The sequence below is a fragment of the Streptomyces sp. NPDC001292 genome (genome assembly GCF_042896465.1).
Taxonomy (GTDB): Bacteria; Actinomycetota; Actinomycetes; order Streptomycetales; family Streptomycetaceae; genus Streptomyces.
In genome coordinates this window covers 41,999-57,551 of record NZ_JBIAXG010000018.1, presented here as the reverse complement: position 1 = coordinate 57,551, position 15,553 = coordinate 41,999, and the positions used below count along the sequence as shown (strand labels likewise).

Genomic DNA, 15,553 nt, shown 5'->3' with positions numbered 1-15,553 from the left:
GATCACTCCCCGCCGCGCAGGATGCTGTTGCCCTCGTGGGTGGCGCCGGTCGCGGCGACGTCGAGGCTCAGCCGGCCGCTGAGGCCGTAGAACTCGACGGGGTTGCGCCACAGCACGCGGTCCACATCGTCCTCGGTGAAGCCCTCGGCGAGCATGAGGTCGCCCACCTTGCGGGTCTTGAGGGGGTCGCTTCTGCCCCAGTCCGCGGCGGAGTTGACCAGGACCCGGTCGGGGCCGTGGGCGCGCAGGATCGCGACCATCCGCTCCTCGTCCATCTTGGTGTCGGGGTAGACGGAGAAGCCGAGCCAGCAGCCGCTGTCCTTGGCCTCCTTGACGGTGGTCTCGTTGAGGTGGTCGACCAGGACGCGGTCCATGGGCAGCGCCGACTCCCGTACGACGTCGAGGGTGCGGCGCAGGCCGGCGAGCTTGTCGCGGTGCGGGGTGTGGACGAGGGCGGGCAGCCCGTGGTCGGCGGCGAGCTGCAACTGGGCCGAGAGGGCGGTGTCCTCCTCGGGGGTCATCGAGTCGTAGCCGATCTCGCCCACGGCGACGACCTGGTCCTTGACGAGGTAGCGGGGCAGTTCGTCGAGGACGGGCAGGCAGCGCGGGTCGTTGGCCTCCTTGGGGTTCAGGGCGATGGTGCAGTGGTGGGCGATGCCGTACTGGGCGGCGCGGAAGGGCTCCCAGCCGATCAGGGAGTCGAAGTAGTCGAGGAAGGAGGCGGCCGAGGTACGGGGCTGGCCCAGCCAGAAGGCCGGTTCCACGACGGCGCGGACGCCGGCGGCGTGCATGGCCTCGTAGTCGTCGGTGGTCCTGGACGTCATGTGGATGTGGGGATCGAAGATGCGCATCAGGACTCCTTGCCGTCGGGGTCGACCGGGCCGTGCGGCGCGGTGCCGGGCTCGGTCAGGGCCAGGACGCGGTGCAGGTCCTCGGGGACCTGACGGCCCGCGGCGGTGCGTTCGGCGGCGTAGTCGCCGAGCATGCGGGCGAGTTCGGCGTCGCCGCGGGCGCGGCCGCCCAGGTCCGCGACGTTGTCCACGGACACGCCCGTGAACAGGCACTTCAGGACGGCGTGCCGCCAGGCGTGGGGCGCCAGGTGCTGAGCGCCGTACGGGCCCACGGCGGCGGCGAGCAGCCGGGTGTCGTTGGTGCGCAGCGCGTCCTCGACGAGCGGGAGGGCGTCGGGGCCGGACACGAGGTGAGGCAGGGCGTGCAGGACGGCGCGGCGTTCGTCGGCGGTGCCCTGGCGGTAGACCCGGGTGAGGGCGTCGCGGTCGGCGCGGGCCGCGTGCAGGATGAGGACGCGGGCGGCGTCGGCGTGGGCGGGGCCGCAGCGGCGGCCGGCCTCGGCCAGGCGCAGTTCCCACACGGAGATCGGCCCGTTGGTTCCGGGGTGGGCGGCGGCCTCGTCGAGCGCCTGGTCGAGCCAGGCCCGTGCGGCCGGGGTGAGGCCGGTGTTGGTGCGGGCGCGCAGCTCGTCCGTCGGGGTCGGTGCGGTGCCGGCCGTGGGGGTGCCCGCGGTGCCGTGCGGGTGGGTCATCGGGTGCTCCCTTCTGGGGTGACCGGATGCTCGGGCGCGGGAGGCGCGGAGGCCGGGGGCTCGCCCGTGGACGCGGCGGCGGTGGCCGCCCGGCGGAGGAAGGGCAGGGAGAGCTCGGCGTAGTGCGGGCCGGCGTGGGAGTGGCGGGGCAGTTCCACGACGGTCAGGCCCTGATAGCTGGTGGCGGCCAGGGCCGCGAGGACGGGCGGGAAGTCGATGTCGCCGTCCCCGAGGGGGAGGTGTTCGTGCACGCCGCGGCGCATGTCCTCGATCTGGACGTGCCGCAGCCAGGGCGCGGCGGCGCGGACGCACTCGGCCGGAGGGAGGGGTTCGAGGCACTGGCAGTGGCCGATGTCGAGGGTGAGGCCCAGGTTCTCCGGGTCGCCGAGGGTGCCGCGCAGGTGGTGGAAGTCGGCGAGGGTGGCGAGGAGGTGACCGGGTTCGGGCTCCACGGCGAGGGGGACGCCGGCGGCGGTGGCGGCCTCCAGGACGGGACCCAGGGAGTCGGCGAGCCGCTTCCACGCCGTGTCCCGGTCGGTGCCGGGCGGGGTGATGCCGCTGAAGCAGTGCACGGCGTGGGCGCCGAGGTCGGCGGCCACCCGTACGGCCCGCAGCAGCAGGTCGACGCGCCGGGCACGGTCCTCCGGGTCCGCGTCCAGGAGGGAAGGGCCGTGCTTGCGGCGCCGGTCGAGCACATAGCGGGCGCCCGTCTCCACCGTCACCCCCAGGCCGAGCGCGTCCAGCCGGTGCGCGACCCGGCGGGCGCGGGCGGCCAGGTCGGGGGCGAGTGGGTCGAGGTGCATGTGGTCGAGGGTCAGTCCGACGCCGTCGTAGCCGAGGTCGGCGAGCAGGCCGAGGGCGTCGTCGAGGCGCAGGTCGGCGAGGCCGTTGGTGCCGTAGCCGAAGCGCGGGACCGCGGCGGGGTCGGGGCTCATGTCACGCTCACCTTCCTCGCGAACCTTCGGGCCAGGGGGGCCAGGGCGGCCGTGCACAGGGCGGTGCCCGGTGCGCCCGCGCGGGCGGACAGCGCGGCCTGGAGGGGGATCATGGCGCGGATGCCGCCGCCGACGGCGCGCTGGGTGAGCGGCGGTGAGGAGTTGAGTACGGCGTGGGCGAGGGGGCGGGCGACGGTGGCGGCGTAGCCGAGCGCGAGGGCCGCGCGGAGCGCACCGCCCGGTGCGGGGGTTGGGCCCGGCAGACCGAGGGGGGCTGCTCCGCCTCGGTCCGCCGGGAGTCTGAGGGCCACGGCAGGCGGGGCCAGTGCGTACGCGACGCAGGAGGTGACCGCGAGGGCCGCGAGCGGGACGGCCGTGGAGCCGCCCTGGGTCTCGCGGCGGGAGACGGCGGTGACGGCCAGGGTGTGGGCGCCGAGGGCGGCGGCGGACGGTACGGCGTCGCGGACCCGGCCGCCGCTCGCGGCGGCGCCGAGCACGAGGTCGAGGCTCCGGGCCGCCGCCATCGCGGGCGGCCCCGCCCAGTTCCGCTTCAGTCCGAGGTCGTACGCCCAGACCGTGGCGGCGAGCGGTACGGCGACGGTGAGGGCGGGCCGGCCGGCGCGGGCGGCGAGCGCGAGGCCGAGGGCGGTGAGCGCGCCGGCCGCGGCGAGCGCGGCGCCGGGGGCGATCCGTCCGGACGGGACCGGCCGGTGCGGGCGCTCCACGGCGTCCTCGACGCGGTCCGCCCAGTCGTTGAGCGCCATGCCCGCCTGGTAGAGGCACAGGGACGAGCCGATGGCGAGCAGCGTACGGGCCCCGGGCGCCCGCCCGGCCGCCGCGGCCCCGGCGAGGGCATCACCGGGAACGGTGAACAGAGCGGGCAGCCGCAACAGTTCGACCCAGTCGGCGGGCGTACCGAGGGCGGGGCGATGGGGCCGGAGCGGGGTGGGTGCGGGGGCCGAGCCTGCGGCGGGCGGGGTGGCTGTGGGGGCGGCGGAAGTGGCTGCCGGGGCGGCGGAAGTGGCTGCCGGGGCGGTGGAAGCGACGGGGTCGCCATCCGCCCGCTCCGGCCGGAAGGCCCCCTCCGACGGACCGGCCGCCGGCGGCTGTCCGGCGGAAGCCGCGGCTGGCGCCGCCCGCTCGGTGGAAGGCTGGGGCACGGCGGGGGTGGCTGACCGGGCGGTGCCAGGGTCCGCATCTGCGTCCGCCCGCCCGGGCCGCGAGGCCCCCTCCGACGCGCCGGACGCCTGTGACTGTCCGCCGGAATCGGTGGCTGTCGCCGGCCGTTCGGCGGAAGCTGCGGGCGTGGCGTTCTCCCCCGCTGGGTGGGTCGGATCCGCGGGTCTGGCATCCGACTGCGTCTCCTGCTCCGTCTGCGGCGAGGGTGCCGGGTGGCCGTGGTCCTCCGCCTGGCGCCGGCGGCCGCGGGCCGAGGACCCGCGCGCTCCTGCCACGGCGGCGACGGTCACCGCCAGGGCGATGGCCACCAGACCGTGGCGGGTCATCGCTGGTCCCCCAGCCGTCGGCCGAAGTCCAGGAGCGCCGCGTACTGCTCGCCCAGCGCGGCGGGGGCGCCCGGGTCGGGATCCTTGAAGTAGAAGCCGAGTTCGGGGCGCGGCCCGGTCAGTCCGCGTTCGTGGGCGCGGGCCAGCAGCCGGGCCAGGTCGAGGACCAGAGGTGCGGCGAGCGCCGAGTCGCAGCCCTGCCAGGTGGTCTGGAGGGTCATCCGGGAGCCGAGGAAGCCGTCGAAGGCGATGTGGTCCCAGGCGGTCTTCCAGTCGCCGAGCGCGGGCACGTCGTCGATGTGCACCTCGCCCTGGGGAGCCGTGCCAAGGGTGTCCACGAGGACCCGTTCCTTGCCGGCGTTCTTCGCCGCGGCAGCGGCGGGGTCGGCGAGGGCTGCGCCGTCCCCGCCGCCGAGGAGGTTCGTTCCGGACCAGGCCAGCACCCGCAGCGCCCGCTGCGCGAACATCGGGCCGAGCACGGACCGCAGCAGGGTCTGCCCGGTCTTGCCGTCGCGGCCCGCGTACGGCAGGGCGGCGGCCCCGGCCTCGGCGGCGAGCGCGGGGTGGTGCAGCCCGGTCGACGGGGTGAAGTTGACGTACGGGCAGCCGGCACGCAGGGCGGCCGCCGCGTACAGCGAGCTGGCGGGCAGGGCGGTGCCCTCGGGGGCCGGTTCTGTGGAGGCGACGTTGACGACGACGGTGCGGGCGAGACCGTGGCTGCGGGTGAAGTCGCGGATGTCGCCGGCGAGGGCGTCGATGAGGGCGTCCTCGCTCCGGGTGTCTCCGGGCAGCGGACCGCCGGGCCTGATCTCCCCGTCGGCGGCGGCCAGTTCACTGCGGACGGCGGACGGGAGGCCGTGCGGCAGGACGCCGCCGGCGGCGAGGGCTTCGGCGCGTTTGGGCAGCGGGCAGTCCACGGTGTCGTGCCCGCCGAAGACGAGGGCGGACAGGGCCGGCAGGCCGCTCGCGGCGAAGGGCTCTGTCTCGGTGACGAGGCCGGCGGTGGGATGCATTCCGGCGGCGACGGCGGCGCATCCGGTGATGGCGGTGGTGGCGACGGAGCCTCGTGCGCCGATCAGCCAGACACCGGTGCGGGAGGGGGAAGCGGAAGGTTCGGCGGACATGGGCAGCCTCCTTGTCGTACGCGAACCGGAAGCCGGACGGGTGGGTCGGGTGCCGGGTGCGGGCCAGGACCCGGGCTTCGGGCAACGCCCGGGGTCCCGGCCCGCACTGGCTGGGGGAAGTACGGGCGCGGGCGCGTCGGCGGCCGGCCCGGTCGGAGGGACGGCGGGCGGGAGTCCGGCGTCTCCCGCCCGCCGCCGTTCTAGGCGCCCTTGACGGGCAGTTCCTTGATCTGGATGTTGCGGAACGACACGTGGTCGGACGGCCCGTGGTTCTGGAGTCCGATGTAGCCGTTCTTCATCCGCTCCGGGTCCTTGTTGGTGAAGTCGTTGATCTCGACTCCGTTGAGGAACACCTGGATGCGTTCGCCCTCGACGCGGATCTCGTAGCTGTTCCACTCCCCCGGCGGGCGCAGCGCCGCGTCACGCGCCTTGATGTCCGCCGACTGGAAGGAGTAGATGGCCCCGGTGGTCCGGTCCGGCGCGTCGGTCGCGTCGATCTGGATCTCGTAGCCCTTGTTCACCGCCGACCACGGGTCGTCGGAGGCGGGGAAGCCCACGAAGACACCGGAGTTGTCGTCGCCCTGCATCTTCCAGTCCAGCTTCAGGGAGTAGGACTGGAACTCCTTGGCCTGGTACCAGAGCAGGCCCATGCCGCCCTCGGAGTGCAGCGCGCCGTCCTTGACGGTGAAGCCGCCCGGTCCGGCCTGCTTCCAGCCCTCGAGGGTCTGGCCGTTGAAGAGGTCACGGTAGCCGGTGCGCGGCTTGCAGTCGGCCTTCTCCTGCCCGGTGGTGTACTTCAGTCCGCCGAGCAGGTGGCTGCGGAAGCCGTCCTCGGCGTAGGACTCCTTGGTGTGGCCCATGCCGGTGTAGAAGGAGCGTCCGCCCTGGTAGGCGTGGCACCAGGCGATCGGGTGGTCACCCTTCATCTTGCCGCCCTGGTAGGTGGTCTCGTCCAGGGTGGCCAGGACGCGGACGTTGTCACGCGGGTTGGAGCGATAGTCGTACCACTCGTCGGTGCGGTCCCACGCGTCGTCGAGGTCCTTGGTGGCCGGGTGGTCGTGCTCGGGGACCCGCACGGTGGCCTTCTGGATCTGCGGGTGCGAGTCGAAGTAGGCGCCGACCAGGCCGCCGTAGAACGGCCAGCTGTACTCGGTGTCGGCGGCCGCGTGGACACCCATGTAACCGCCGCCGCCGGCGATGTACTTCTCGAACGCCTGCTTCTGATCGGCGTTCAGTACGGTGCCGGTGGTGGAGAGGAACACGACGGCGTCGTAGCGGGCGAGGTTCTCGGTGGTGAACTGCTTGGCCTCCTCGGTGGAGTCGACGGTGATGCCGCTGTCCTTGCCGAGGTCCTTCAGGGTCTGCACGCCGGTGCCGATGGAGTCGTGGCGGAAGCCGGCCGTCTTGGAGAAGACGAGGACGCGCTTGGCGTCGTTCGCCGGCTTCTTGTCCGAGATCACGAAGTCGTCGACGTCGTAGAGCGCTCCGGTGCCGCTGCCCTTGAACACCAGGTACAGCTCGGTGGTCTTGTTCGGGAGCTTGCTGAGCGGGATGTCGATGTCCTGGAAGGTCTCCCAGCCACCGGTCACCGGGACGATCCCGGAGCCGTGCAGGGGGCCGTCCGGTCCTCCGGTGCGGACCTCGAGGTAGCCGCCGGCGCCGCCGGAGGAGACCCGGGCGGTGAGCGTCTGGGCACCCTTGAGGTCGTAGGGCTTGAAGGAGATCCAGTCGCCGTTGTTGATGTCACCGACGGTCTTGCCGCCGTGGGCCTGGGTCTTGTCGTAGGTGCGGATGCCGCTCTGGTCGCCGAAGTGCTCGGCCTGCCGGTGCCGGGGCTGGAGCTGGACCTGGTCGTGGGTGGTCAGCGCAGCCTGACCGCCGCCGCCGTTGTCGGTGTACTCGGCGTCGAGGACGCCGAAGATGTTGGCGTTGGGGTCGTGCTCGCCGTCGGCCGGCACCGTGATGGTGCCCTCACAGCCGTTGGCCGAGGTGATCGGGTGGCCGTGGCTGTCGTGGCCGAGGATGTAGCGGACGGTGACCTTCGAGCAGTCGATCACTTCGTCCTCGGGGTCGGTGACCTTCACCTGGAACGGGATGGTGTCACCGAACTCGAACAGCGCGCCGTTGGCCGGGGACTTGAACTCGACGGTGGGCGCGGTGTTGCCGACGACCACGTGGACGTTGGCGGTGGCGGTGTAGCCGCTCGGGTCCGTCACGGTGACGCTGGCGGTGTACGTGCCGTTGGTGCTGTAGACGTGCTGGGGCGACTCGCCGGTGCCGGTGGTGCCGTCACCGAAGTCCCAGCTGTAGGTGAGCGCGTCGCCGTCGGCGTCCTTGCCGGTCGCGGAGAAGGACACCTTCAGGGGCGCCTTGCCGGAGGTCTTGTCCGACGTGGCGGTCACCGTCGGCGCGTGGCCGTTGGTGACGTTCTCGATGCGGTAGAGGGCGGAGTTCTCGTCGCCGCCGAACCAGGACAGGCCGTAGTCCAGGACGTAGAGGGCGCCGTCCGGACCGAAGGCCATGTCCATCACCTGGGTCCCGGACCAGGGGAAGGGGTTGATGGACTTGACGGTGCCGTCGTCGTCCTGCTCGATCCGCTTGATCCACCGGCGGCCGAACTCGCCGGCGAAGAAGTCCCCGTCGTAGGCCTCGGGGAACTTGGCGGCGGACTTCAGGTCGGGGTCGTAGCGGTAGACCGGGCCGCCCATCGGGGACTCGGAGCCGGTGCCGAACTCGGGGACGGAGCCGCCGTCGTAGTCGATCCAGGCCGGCTGGGCCGGCGGGAGGTCGACCAGGCCGGTGTTGTTCGGCGAGGTGTTCTTCGGCGCCGAGCAGTCGAAGGCCGCACCGGACTGCTTGGTGGCGAAGTCGTACTTGATGTACGCCCGGTTCTTGCCGACGCAGTAGGGCCAGCCGTAGTTGCCGGGCTTGGTCACGCGGTTGAACTCGACCATGCCGGAGGGGCCGCGGTTGGGGTTGGCGGAGCCGGCGTCCGGGCCGTACTCACCGATGTAGATGGCTCCGGTGGGCTTGTCGATGCTGAACCGGAACGGGTTGCGGAAGCCCATCGCGTAGATCTCGGGACGGGTCTTCGGGGTGCCCGGGGCGAAGAGGTTGCCCTCGGGGATGTCGTAGGAGCCGTCCTGCTTGACCTTGATCCGCAGGATCTTGCCCCGCAGGTCGTTGGTGTTGCCCGAGGTGCGCTGGGCGTCGAACGCCGGGTTGCGGTTCGACCGCTCGTCGATGGGGGTGTAGCCGTCGGAGGCGAAGGGGTTGGAGTCGTCGCCGGTCGACAGGTAGAGGTTGCCGTCCTTGTCGAAGTCGATGTCACCGCCGACGTGGCAGCAGATGCCGCGGGACGCCGCGACCTCGAGGACTTTCTTCTCGCTGGCCAGGTCGAGGGTGCCGTCCTGCTTCAGGACGAAGCGGGAGAGCCGGTTGACGCCGTCGAAGGGCGCGAAGTCGGCGGCCGTGCCGTTCTCGGGAGCGTCGCCGGGCGGGGTGTTCAGCGGCGGCGCGTAGTAGAGGTAGACGAAGCGGTTCTCGGCGAAGTCGGGGTCGACGCCGATCCCCTGGAGCCCCTCCTCGTCGTGGTTGTAGACGGCCAGCTTGCCCGCGACGGACGTGTTGCCCTGCGCGTCGGTCAGGCGCAGGGTGCCGTCGCGGGAGGTGTGCAGGACGCTGCGGTCCGGCAGGACGGCCAGCGACATCGGTTCGCCGACCTCGGGGGCGCCCTTGGCCAGGGTCACCTGCTGGAATTCCTCGGCGGCCGCGGCGGCCGGCTTGGCGGTGTCGGGGTCGGCGGCGCTCGCCGGCGGCGCGGCGAGCGCGAGCGAGCTGCCCGCGAGGAGTGAACCGGTGAGAAGTGCGAGTGCCTTGCGGAATCTGGGACGTTTCCTGTGCACGAAGATCCCTCCGGGAGGGTGGGGGTCGTACGGGGCGGTTGCGATGTGCCGGGGTGCGCCGTCACCCCGGAGATGTGCGGGACCTGTACAACTCCGGGACCGTAGCTGGCTTTGTCGGAGTCGGATAGCCCTTGCACAGCAGAGAAGTTGAACTTTTTCCAGTGGCAGGACAAAGCGGTCTGCGGGCATGCCGAACCGGCAGGTGGCGCGCCAGCGCCCCCGAAGGGGCGCGGGGAACTGCGCGACCGGCCACAGCCCACCCGCAGCCGCCGGCGGACACCGCGCCGAAACGGCGCTCTGCGTCCCCGCCTCCCGCGGAGCTATTCGCTGCCGAAGGCCGCGTCGAACGACGCGCTCGGCGGGTCGAAGTCGAACTCCTTGAGCCGGCGGAGTGCCTCGGGAGCGCCCTGGAGCCGGTCCATGCCGGCGTCCTCCCACTCCACCGACACGGGGCCGGCGTAGTCGATGGACCGGAGCATGCGGAAGACGTCCTCCCACGGGACGTCACCGTGCCCGGCGGAGACGAAGTCCCAGCCGCGCCGGGGGTCGCCCCACGGCAGGTGGGAGCCGAGGCGGCCGTTGCGCCCGTCCAGGCGCTTGCGGGCCTCCTTGCAGTCCACGTGGTAGATGCGGTCCCGGAAGTCCCACAGGAAGCCGACCGGGTCGAGGTCCTGCCACACGAAGTGGCTCGGGTCGAAGTTCAGCCCGAACGCGGGCCGGTTGTCCACCGCGTCCAGGGCCTGCCGGGTGGTCCAGTAGTCGTAGGCGATCTCGCCGGGGTGCACCTCGTGCGCGAAGCGGACGCCCTCGGCGTCGAACACGTCGAGGATCGGGTTCCACCGCTCGGCGAAGTCCTCGTAGCCGCGTTCGATCATGCCCGGCGGCACGGGCGGGAACATGGCGACGAGGTGCCAGATCGAGGAGCCGGTGAAGCCGATGACGGTGTCGACGCCGAACGCGGCCGCCGCCCGCGCCGTGTCCTCGAGTTCGGCGGCGGCCCGCTGCCGTACGCCCTCGGGCTCCCCGTCGCCCCAGATGCGGGCCGGCAGGATGCCCCGGTGGCGCTCGTCGATCGGGTGGTCGCAGACCCCCTGGCCGACCAAGTGATTGGAGATCGCCCAGCACTTGAGACCGTACTTGTCGAGCAGCGCGCGGCGCCCGTCGAGGTAGCCGGGGTCGGCCAGCGCCTTGTCGACCTCGAAGTGGTCGCCCCAGCAGGCCAGTTCGAGTCCGTCGTAGCCGAAGTCGCGGGCCAGCCGGCAGACCTCCTCCAGGGGGAGGTCTGCCCACTGGCCGGTGAACAGAGTGAACGAGCGTGACATGACCTGGCCTCCCTAGACCGGGACGGGCGTGTAGAGGGAATTCTTCGCCGCGCTCTCCTCGACGGCGGCCAGGACGCGCTGCACCTGGAGTCCGTCGGAGAAGGACGGTTCGGGCGCGGTGCCCGCGGCGATCGCGAGCACCAGGTCGCGGGCCTGGTGGACGAAGCTGTGCTCGTAGCCGAGGCCGTGGCCCGGCGGCCACCAGGCCTCGAGGTAGGGGTGGTCGGGTTCGGTGACGAGGATCCGCCGGAAACCGGCGCTGACCCCGGGTTCGGTGTGGTCGTGGTACGAGAGCTCGTTGAGCCGTTCCAGGTCGAAGGCGAGCGAGCCGTGCGCACCGTTGAGTTCGATGCGCAGCGCGTTCTTGCGGCCGGAGGCGAACCGGGTCGCCTCGAAGGAGGCGAGCGCTCCCGAGCCGAACCGGGCGGTGAACAGGGCCGCGTCGTCGACGGTGACCTCCCCCCGGCCGCTGCCGCCGATGCCGCTGAGCCCGGCCGCCGCTCCGGCCGGCAGCGGGCGCTCCCGGACGAAGGTCTCGGTGACCGCGGACACCCCGGTGATCGGCTCGCCCGCGAGGTACTGGGCGAGGTCGACGATGTGCGCGCCCAGGTCGCCGAGCGCTCCGGAGCCCGCCGAGTCCTTGCGCAGCCGCCAGGTCAGCGGGAACTCCGGGTCGACGAGCCAGTCCTGGAGGTAACTGACCCGTACGTGCCGCAGGGTGCCGAGGCGGCCCTCGGCGACCATGCGGCGGGCCAGGGCGGTCGCGGGCAGCCGCCGGTAGTTGAAGCCGACCATGGCGACCTGGCCGCGGGCCCGCGCCCGCTCGGCCGCCTCGGTCATCGCCCGTGCCTCCTCGACCGAGTTGGCGAGGGGCTTCTCGCACAGCACGTGCTTGCCCGCCTCCAGGGCGGCCACGGCGATCTCCGCGTGGCTGTCGCCCGGGGTGCAGATGTCGACGAGGTCGACGTCGTCGCGGGCGATCAGGTCGCGCCAGTCGGTCTCGGCGTCGGCCCAGCCGAGCCGGGCGGCCGCGCCCCGCACGGCCGCCCCGTCACGTCCGGCGACGACGGCCAGTACGGGCCGGTGCGGCAGGTCGAAGACGCGGCCCACGGTGCGCCATCCCTGGGAGTGGGCGGCGCCCATGAAGGCGTAGCCGACCATGCCGACACGCAGCGGAGGCTTCCCGGCCGCGGGCTCGCTCTCGGCCTGCTCCGACTGTCCCTTCAGGCCCATACCGATAACTCCTTCTCGTAAGCGTTCGCAGCGGCGTTCCCGACGCCGTGATTGCGATGTGGGGGGTTGGCGGCGCCCATCACTTGAAGCCGGTGGGCATGTACTGGTCCACGTTGGTCTTGTCGACCACGGCCGAGTACAACGTGATGGACGCCGGGATCTCGAACTCCGCCATCCCGGACACGCCCTTGCCCTGGCCCAGTGCGCGTGCCAGGTCGATCGCGGACGCGGCCATCGTGGGCGGGTACAGCACGGTGGCCTTCAGGACGCCCTTGTCCTGCTTGATCTGTTCGAAGGCGGAGAGCGCGCCGGCGCCGCCGACCATGAGGAACTCGTCGCGCCCGGCCTGCTCGATGGCGCGCAGCGCGCCGACGCCCTGGTCGTCGTCGTGGTTCCACAGCGCGTCGATCTGCTTCTGCGCCTGGAGGAGCTGGGCCATCTTCGCCTGGCCGGACTCGACGGTGAACTCGGCCGCCTGGCGGGCCACCTTGGTGATGTTGGCGTAGTTCTTCAGCGCGTCGTCGAAGCCCTGGGTGCGCTGCTTGGTCAGCTCCAGGTTGTCGAGGCCGGCGAGTTCGACGACCTTCGCGTTCGGCTTGCCCTTGAGCTGCTCGCCGATGTACTGCCCGGCGTTGAAGCCCATGCCGTAGTTGTCGCCGCCGATCCAGCAGCGGTACGCCTGCGGGGAGTTGAAGATCCGGTCGAGGTTGACGACGGGGATGCCCGCACGCATCGCCTTCAGACCGACCTGGGTGAGCGCCTTGCCGTCGGCGGGCAGGATCACCAGGACGTCGACCTTCTTGTTGATGAGGGTCTCGATCTGCCCGATCTGCGCGGCGGTGTCGTTGGAGCCCTCGGTGATCTCCAGGGTGACGTCGGAGTACTTCTCGGCGCGGCTCTTGGCGTTCTCGTTGATCGCGTTGAGCCAGCCGTGGTCGGCCTGGGGGCCGGCGAAGCCGATGGTGACCGCCTTGCCGGGCTTGTCGTCGGCGGCGGGCTGGTCGTTCGCCGCGGGCTTCTCGTTCTTGGGCTCGTTGCTGGTGCAGGCGGCGAGGAAGGCGGTGGCGCCGACGGCGGCGCCGCCGAAGAGCAGACCTCTGCGGCTCGGTGTCTGGGTCATGGCGATGGCCTTTCCGTTGAGGGCCGTACGGAGCGGGCGGCTCGGCTGGGCTACGTGGTGGAGGCGGTGCGCCGCTGGACGAGGACGGCGGCGACGATGATGGCGCCCTTGGCGATCTGCTGGACGTCGCTCTGGAGGTTGTTCAGGGCGAAGATGTTGGTGATCGTGGTGAAGATCAGGACGCCGAGGACGGAGCCGACGATGGTGCCCCGGCCGCCGCTCAGCAGCGTCCCGCCGATGATCGCGGCGGCGATGGCGTCGAGTTCGTACAGGTTGCCGTTGGTGTTCTGGCCGGAACCGGCCAGGACGATCAGCAGGAAGGCCGCGATGCCGCAGCACAGCCCGGACAGCAGGTAGAGGTAGAGGCGCTGGCGGCGGACGTCGATGCCCGCGAGGCGGGCCGCCTCCGCGTTGCCGCCGACGGCGACGGTGCGCCGCCCGAACGTGGTGCGGTTCAGCACGAGCCAGCCGATGACGGTGACGGCGGCGAAGACGAGGACCAGCGGCGGCACGCCGAGGACGTAGGAGTCGCGTTCGCCGAGCCGCAGGACGCCGTCGATGGTGACGATCTGCGTCTTGCCGCCGGTGATCTGCAGGGCGAGACCGCGCGCGGAGGCGAGCATGGCGAGTGTCGCGATGAACGGGACCATGCCGCCGTACGCGATGAGGACGCCGTTGACGAGTCCGCAGCCCACGCCGACGAGCACCGCGGTGAACAGCACGCCCGCGAAGCCGTACTCCTGGGTGGCGACGGTGGTGGCCCACACGGAGGCGAGGGCGACGATCGCGCCGACGGACAGGTCGATGCCTCCGCTCATGATGACGAAGGTCATCCCGACGGTGACGACGCCGATGATGGACGCCTGGGTGAGCACCAGTTGCAGGTTGCGGGCGTCCAGGAACTGGTCGGGTTTGGTGATGCCGCCGATGAGGACGAGGACGGCGAGCACGCCGAGCAGCGACAGGGTGCGCACGTCGGTGCGCGCCAACAGGGCGCTCAGCGGGCCGGCGCCGCCGGACGGGGTGTCCGCGCGGGCGGCGGGGGGCGGCCCGGCGTCGGGTCCGCCGTGCTGGGCCGGGGTGGCGGGCTGCGTCATGACGTCGCGCTCCCTTCCTCGGTTACGGACTGCGTGGACACGGGGCTTCCTTCCATGACCAGGTCGAGTACGCGGTGTTCGTCCAGCTCCCGGGCGGGTGCCGTGTGGACGACGAGTCCTTCGCGGAGCACCAGGACGCGGTCGGCGAGGCCGAGGACCTCGGGCACCTCGCTGGAGACCAGGAGGACGGCCAGGCCCTCGTCGGCGAGGCGGCGCACCACCGCGTACAGCTCGGCGCGGGCGCCGACGTCGACGCCGCGGGTGGGTTCGTCGAGGAGCAGGACGCGGCAGCCGCGCAGCAGCCAGCGGGCGAGGACCGCCTTCTGCTGGTTGCCGCCGGAGAGAGTACGCACCGGGGCGTCGGGATTGTCGGGGCGCAGGGAGAGTTCGCGGGTGGCCTGCCGGGCGGCGGTCCGCTCCGCGCGCCGGTCGAGCCAGCCGCCGCGGGCGAAGCGCGACAGCGTGGAGACGCTGACGTTGCGGGTGACGGACTCCAGCATCAGCAGGGCCTGGGCCTTGCGTTCCTCGGGAGCGAGCCCGAGTCCGGCGCGCACGGCGGAGCGCACGCTGCCGGGGCGCAGCGGTGCGCCGTCGACGAGGACACGGCCCGCGCTGGGTTTGCGGGCACCGTAGATGGTCTCCAGGATCTCGGAGCGGCCGGAGCCGACGAGTCCGGCGAGGCCGACGATCTCGCCGGGCCGCACTTCGAGGTCGAGGGGGGCGAACTCGCCGTCGCGGGAGAGTCCTTCGACGGTGAGGACGGGCGGGGGGTGCTCGGTGCCGGCCGGCGGGCGCGGCGGGAAGACGTACTCGACGTTGCGGCCCGTCATCAGGGAGACGATCTCGCGGGTCGGGGTGGATTCGGCGGGCAGGCCGCCGGCGACGGCGCGGCCGTCCTTGAGGACGGTGACCCGGTCGCCGATGCGGCGGATCTCCTCCAGGCGGTGGGAGATGTAGACGACGGCGACGCCGTCGGCGGTGAGGTCGCCGACGATGCGGAAGAGGTTGTCGACCTCGTCCGGGTCGAGGGCGGCGGACGGCTCGTCCATCACGATGAGCCGGACGTCGTGGGAGAGGGCCCGGGCCATGGAGACGACCTGCTGCTGGGCGGCGGAGAGTTCGCCGACGAGCCGGGCCGGGTCGATCTCGGGGTGGCCGAGCCGCTTGAGGAGGGCGGCGGTGGCGGAACGTGCCTCGCGACCGCGGACGACGAAGCCGGCGGTGGTGGGTTCGTGGCCGAGGAAGACGTTCTCGGCGACGGACAGATGCCCCACCAGGTCGAGTTCCTGGTAGATGGTGGCGATGCCCAGGCTCATGGCGGCGATCGGGGACTTCAGCGTGATGGGCTCGCCCCGCCAGGTGATCTTCCCGTCGTCGGGCTGGTGGGCCCCGGCGAGGACTTTGATGAGCGTGGACTTCCCGGCGCCGTTCTGGCCGAGCAGGCAGTGGACCTCTCCGGCCAGGACCTCCAGGTCGACTCCGTCCAGGGCACGGACTCCGGGGAACGACTTGGTGATGCCGGACATGCTGAGCAGGGGTGGTTCTGGAGCCATGGTGGTTCCCCTCGGCGGATACGGCCGGTCTCAGGGCAGGGCTGACGTACGCGGGGCGTACCGGTGTCGGTGCGCGGTACGCGGCGTGTTCGGGTACTGGGGGTGTGCGGGGGCGTGCGGGTACGGGGGATGTGCGGGTAAGGGGATGTTTGGGTATTCGAGGGTGTGCGGGGGCTGGGTACGCGGGGTTGGGGGCGCGAGTTCGGTGCCGGGGGT

Annotated in this window: 11 protein-coding genes; all 11 read right to left on the bottom strand. The window is 72.3% G+C overall.

Translation table 11 applies throughout. The annotated features are described in order from the left end of the window. Window positions 1-2: 2 nt before the first annotated feature. Window positions 3-851 (bottom strand): TatD family hydrolase, encoded by an 849-nt coding sequence (locus ACFY4A_RS20305; RefSeq protein ID WP_390830758.1) that lies wholly within the window; start codon window positions 849-851, stop codon window positions 3-5. After that, window positions 851-1,543: an EboA domain-containing protein gene (locus tag ACFY4A_RS20300; protein WP_390830757.1), complete on the bottom strand. Its 693-nt coding sequence runs from the start codon at window positions 1,541-1,543 to the stop codon at window positions 851-853. The genes ACFY4A_RS20305 and ACFY4A_RS20300 overlap by 1 nt, the downstream gene beginning before the upstream one ends. Next, window positions 1,540-2,478 (bottom strand): sugar phosphate isomerase/epimerase family protein, encoded by a 939-nt coding sequence (locus ACFY4A_RS20295; RefSeq protein ID WP_390830756.1) that lies wholly within the window; start codon window positions 2,476-2,478, stop codon window positions 1,540-1,542. The genes ACFY4A_RS20300 and ACFY4A_RS20295 overlap by 4 nt, the downstream gene beginning before the upstream one ends. Next, window positions 2,475-3,371: an SCO3242 family prenyltransferase gene (locus tag ACFY4A_RS20290; protein WP_390830824.1), complete on the bottom strand. Its 897-nt coding sequence runs from the start codon at window positions 3,369-3,371 to the stop codon at window positions 2,475-2,477. The genes ACFY4A_RS20295 and ACFY4A_RS20290 overlap by 4 nt, the downstream gene beginning before the upstream one ends. 608 nt (window positions 3,372-3,979) lie before the next feature. Beyond that, the gene (locus tag ACFY4A_RS20285; RefSeq protein WP_390830755.1) at window positions 3,980-5,107 is read right to left on the bottom strand and encodes an inositol-3-phosphate synthase; all 1,128 of its coding nucleotides are present in this window, start codon (window positions 5,105-5,107) and stop codon (window positions 3,980-3,982) included. Window positions 5,108-5,307: 200 nt separating this feature from the next. Next, window positions 5,308-9,012 (bottom strand): ThuA domain-containing protein, encoded by a 3,705-nt coding sequence (locus ACFY4A_RS20280; protein WP_390830754.1) that lies wholly within the window; start codon window positions 9,010-9,012, stop codon window positions 5,308-5,310. A 320-nt stretch (window positions 9,013-9,332) separates the two neighbouring features. Continuing rightward, a complete protein-coding gene (locus ACFY4A_RS20275; protein ID WP_390830753.1) occupies window positions 9,333-10,334 on the bottom strand; it encodes a sugar phosphate isomerase/epimerase family protein in 1,002 nt (333 codons plus the stop codon). Between the two features lie 12 nt (window positions 10,335-10,346). Beyond that, window positions 10,347-11,567: a Gfo/Idh/MocA family protein gene (locus tag ACFY4A_RS20270; protein WP_390830752.1), complete on the bottom strand. Its 1,221-nt coding sequence runs from the start codon at window positions 11,565-11,567 to the stop codon at window positions 10,347-10,349. A 79-nt stretch (window positions 11,568-11,646) separates the two neighbouring features. Further along, window positions 11,647-12,687: a substrate-binding domain-containing protein gene (locus tag ACFY4A_RS20265; RefSeq protein ID WP_390830751.1), complete on the bottom strand. Its 1,041-nt coding sequence runs from the start codon at window positions 12,685-12,687 to the stop codon at window positions 11,647-11,649. A 50-nt stretch (window positions 12,688-12,737) separates the two neighbouring features. Then, the gene (locus tag ACFY4A_RS20260; protein ID WP_390830750.1) at window positions 12,738-13,784 is read right to left on the bottom strand and encodes an ABC transporter permease; all 1,047 of its coding nucleotides are present in this window, start codon (window positions 13,782-13,784) and stop codon (window positions 12,738-12,740) included. After that, window positions 13,781-15,337: a sugar ABC transporter ATP-binding protein gene (locus ACFY4A_RS20255; protein ID WP_390830749.1), complete on the bottom strand. Its 1,557-nt coding sequence runs from the start codon at window positions 15,335-15,337 to the stop codon at window positions 13,781-13,783. The genes ACFY4A_RS20260 and ACFY4A_RS20255 overlap by 4 nt, the downstream gene beginning before the upstream one ends. Window positions 15,338-15,553: the final 216 nt, after the last annotated feature.

What these genes read in the sequence shown, in the direction of transcription:
- ACFY4A_RS20305 (WP_390830758.1), bottom strand. Translation starts at nt 851, where the DNA reads ATGCGCATCTTCGATCCCCACATCCACATGACGTCCAGGACCACCGAC.
- ACFY4A_RS20300 (WP_390830757.1), bottom strand. Translation starts at nt 1,543, where the DNA reads ATGACCCACCCGCACGGCACCGCGGGCACCCCCACGGCCGGCACCGCA.
- ACFY4A_RS20295 (WP_390830756.1), bottom strand. Translation starts at nt 2,478, where the DNA reads ATGAGCCCCGACCCCGCCGCGGTCCCGCGCTTCGGCTACGGCACCAAC.
- ACFY4A_RS20285 (WP_390830755.1), bottom strand. Translation starts at nt 5,107, where the DNA reads ATGTCCGCCGAACCTTCCGCTTCCCCCTCCCGCACCGGTGTCTGGCTG.
- ACFY4A_RS20275 (WP_390830753.1), bottom strand. Translation starts at nt 10,334, where the DNA reads ATGTCACGCTCGTTCACTCTGTTCACCGGCCAGTGGGCAGACCTCCCC.
- ACFY4A_RS20270 (WP_390830752.1), bottom strand. Translation starts at nt 11,567, where the DNA reads ATGGGCCTGAAGGGACAGTCGGAGCAGGCCGAGAGCGAGCCCGCGGCC.
- ACFY4A_RS20265 (WP_390830751.1), bottom strand. Translation starts at nt 12,687, where the DNA reads ATGACCCAGACACCGAGCCGCAGAGGTCTGCTCTTCGGCGGCGCCGCC.
- ACFY4A_RS20260 (WP_390830750.1), bottom strand. Translation starts at nt 13,784, where the DNA reads ATGACGCAGCCCGCCACCCCGGCCCAGCACGGCGGACCCGACGCCGGG.
- ACFY4A_RS20255 (WP_390830749.1), bottom strand. Translation starts at nt 15,337, where the DNA reads ATGGCTCCAGAACCACCCCTGCTCAGCATGTCCGGCATCACCAAGTCG.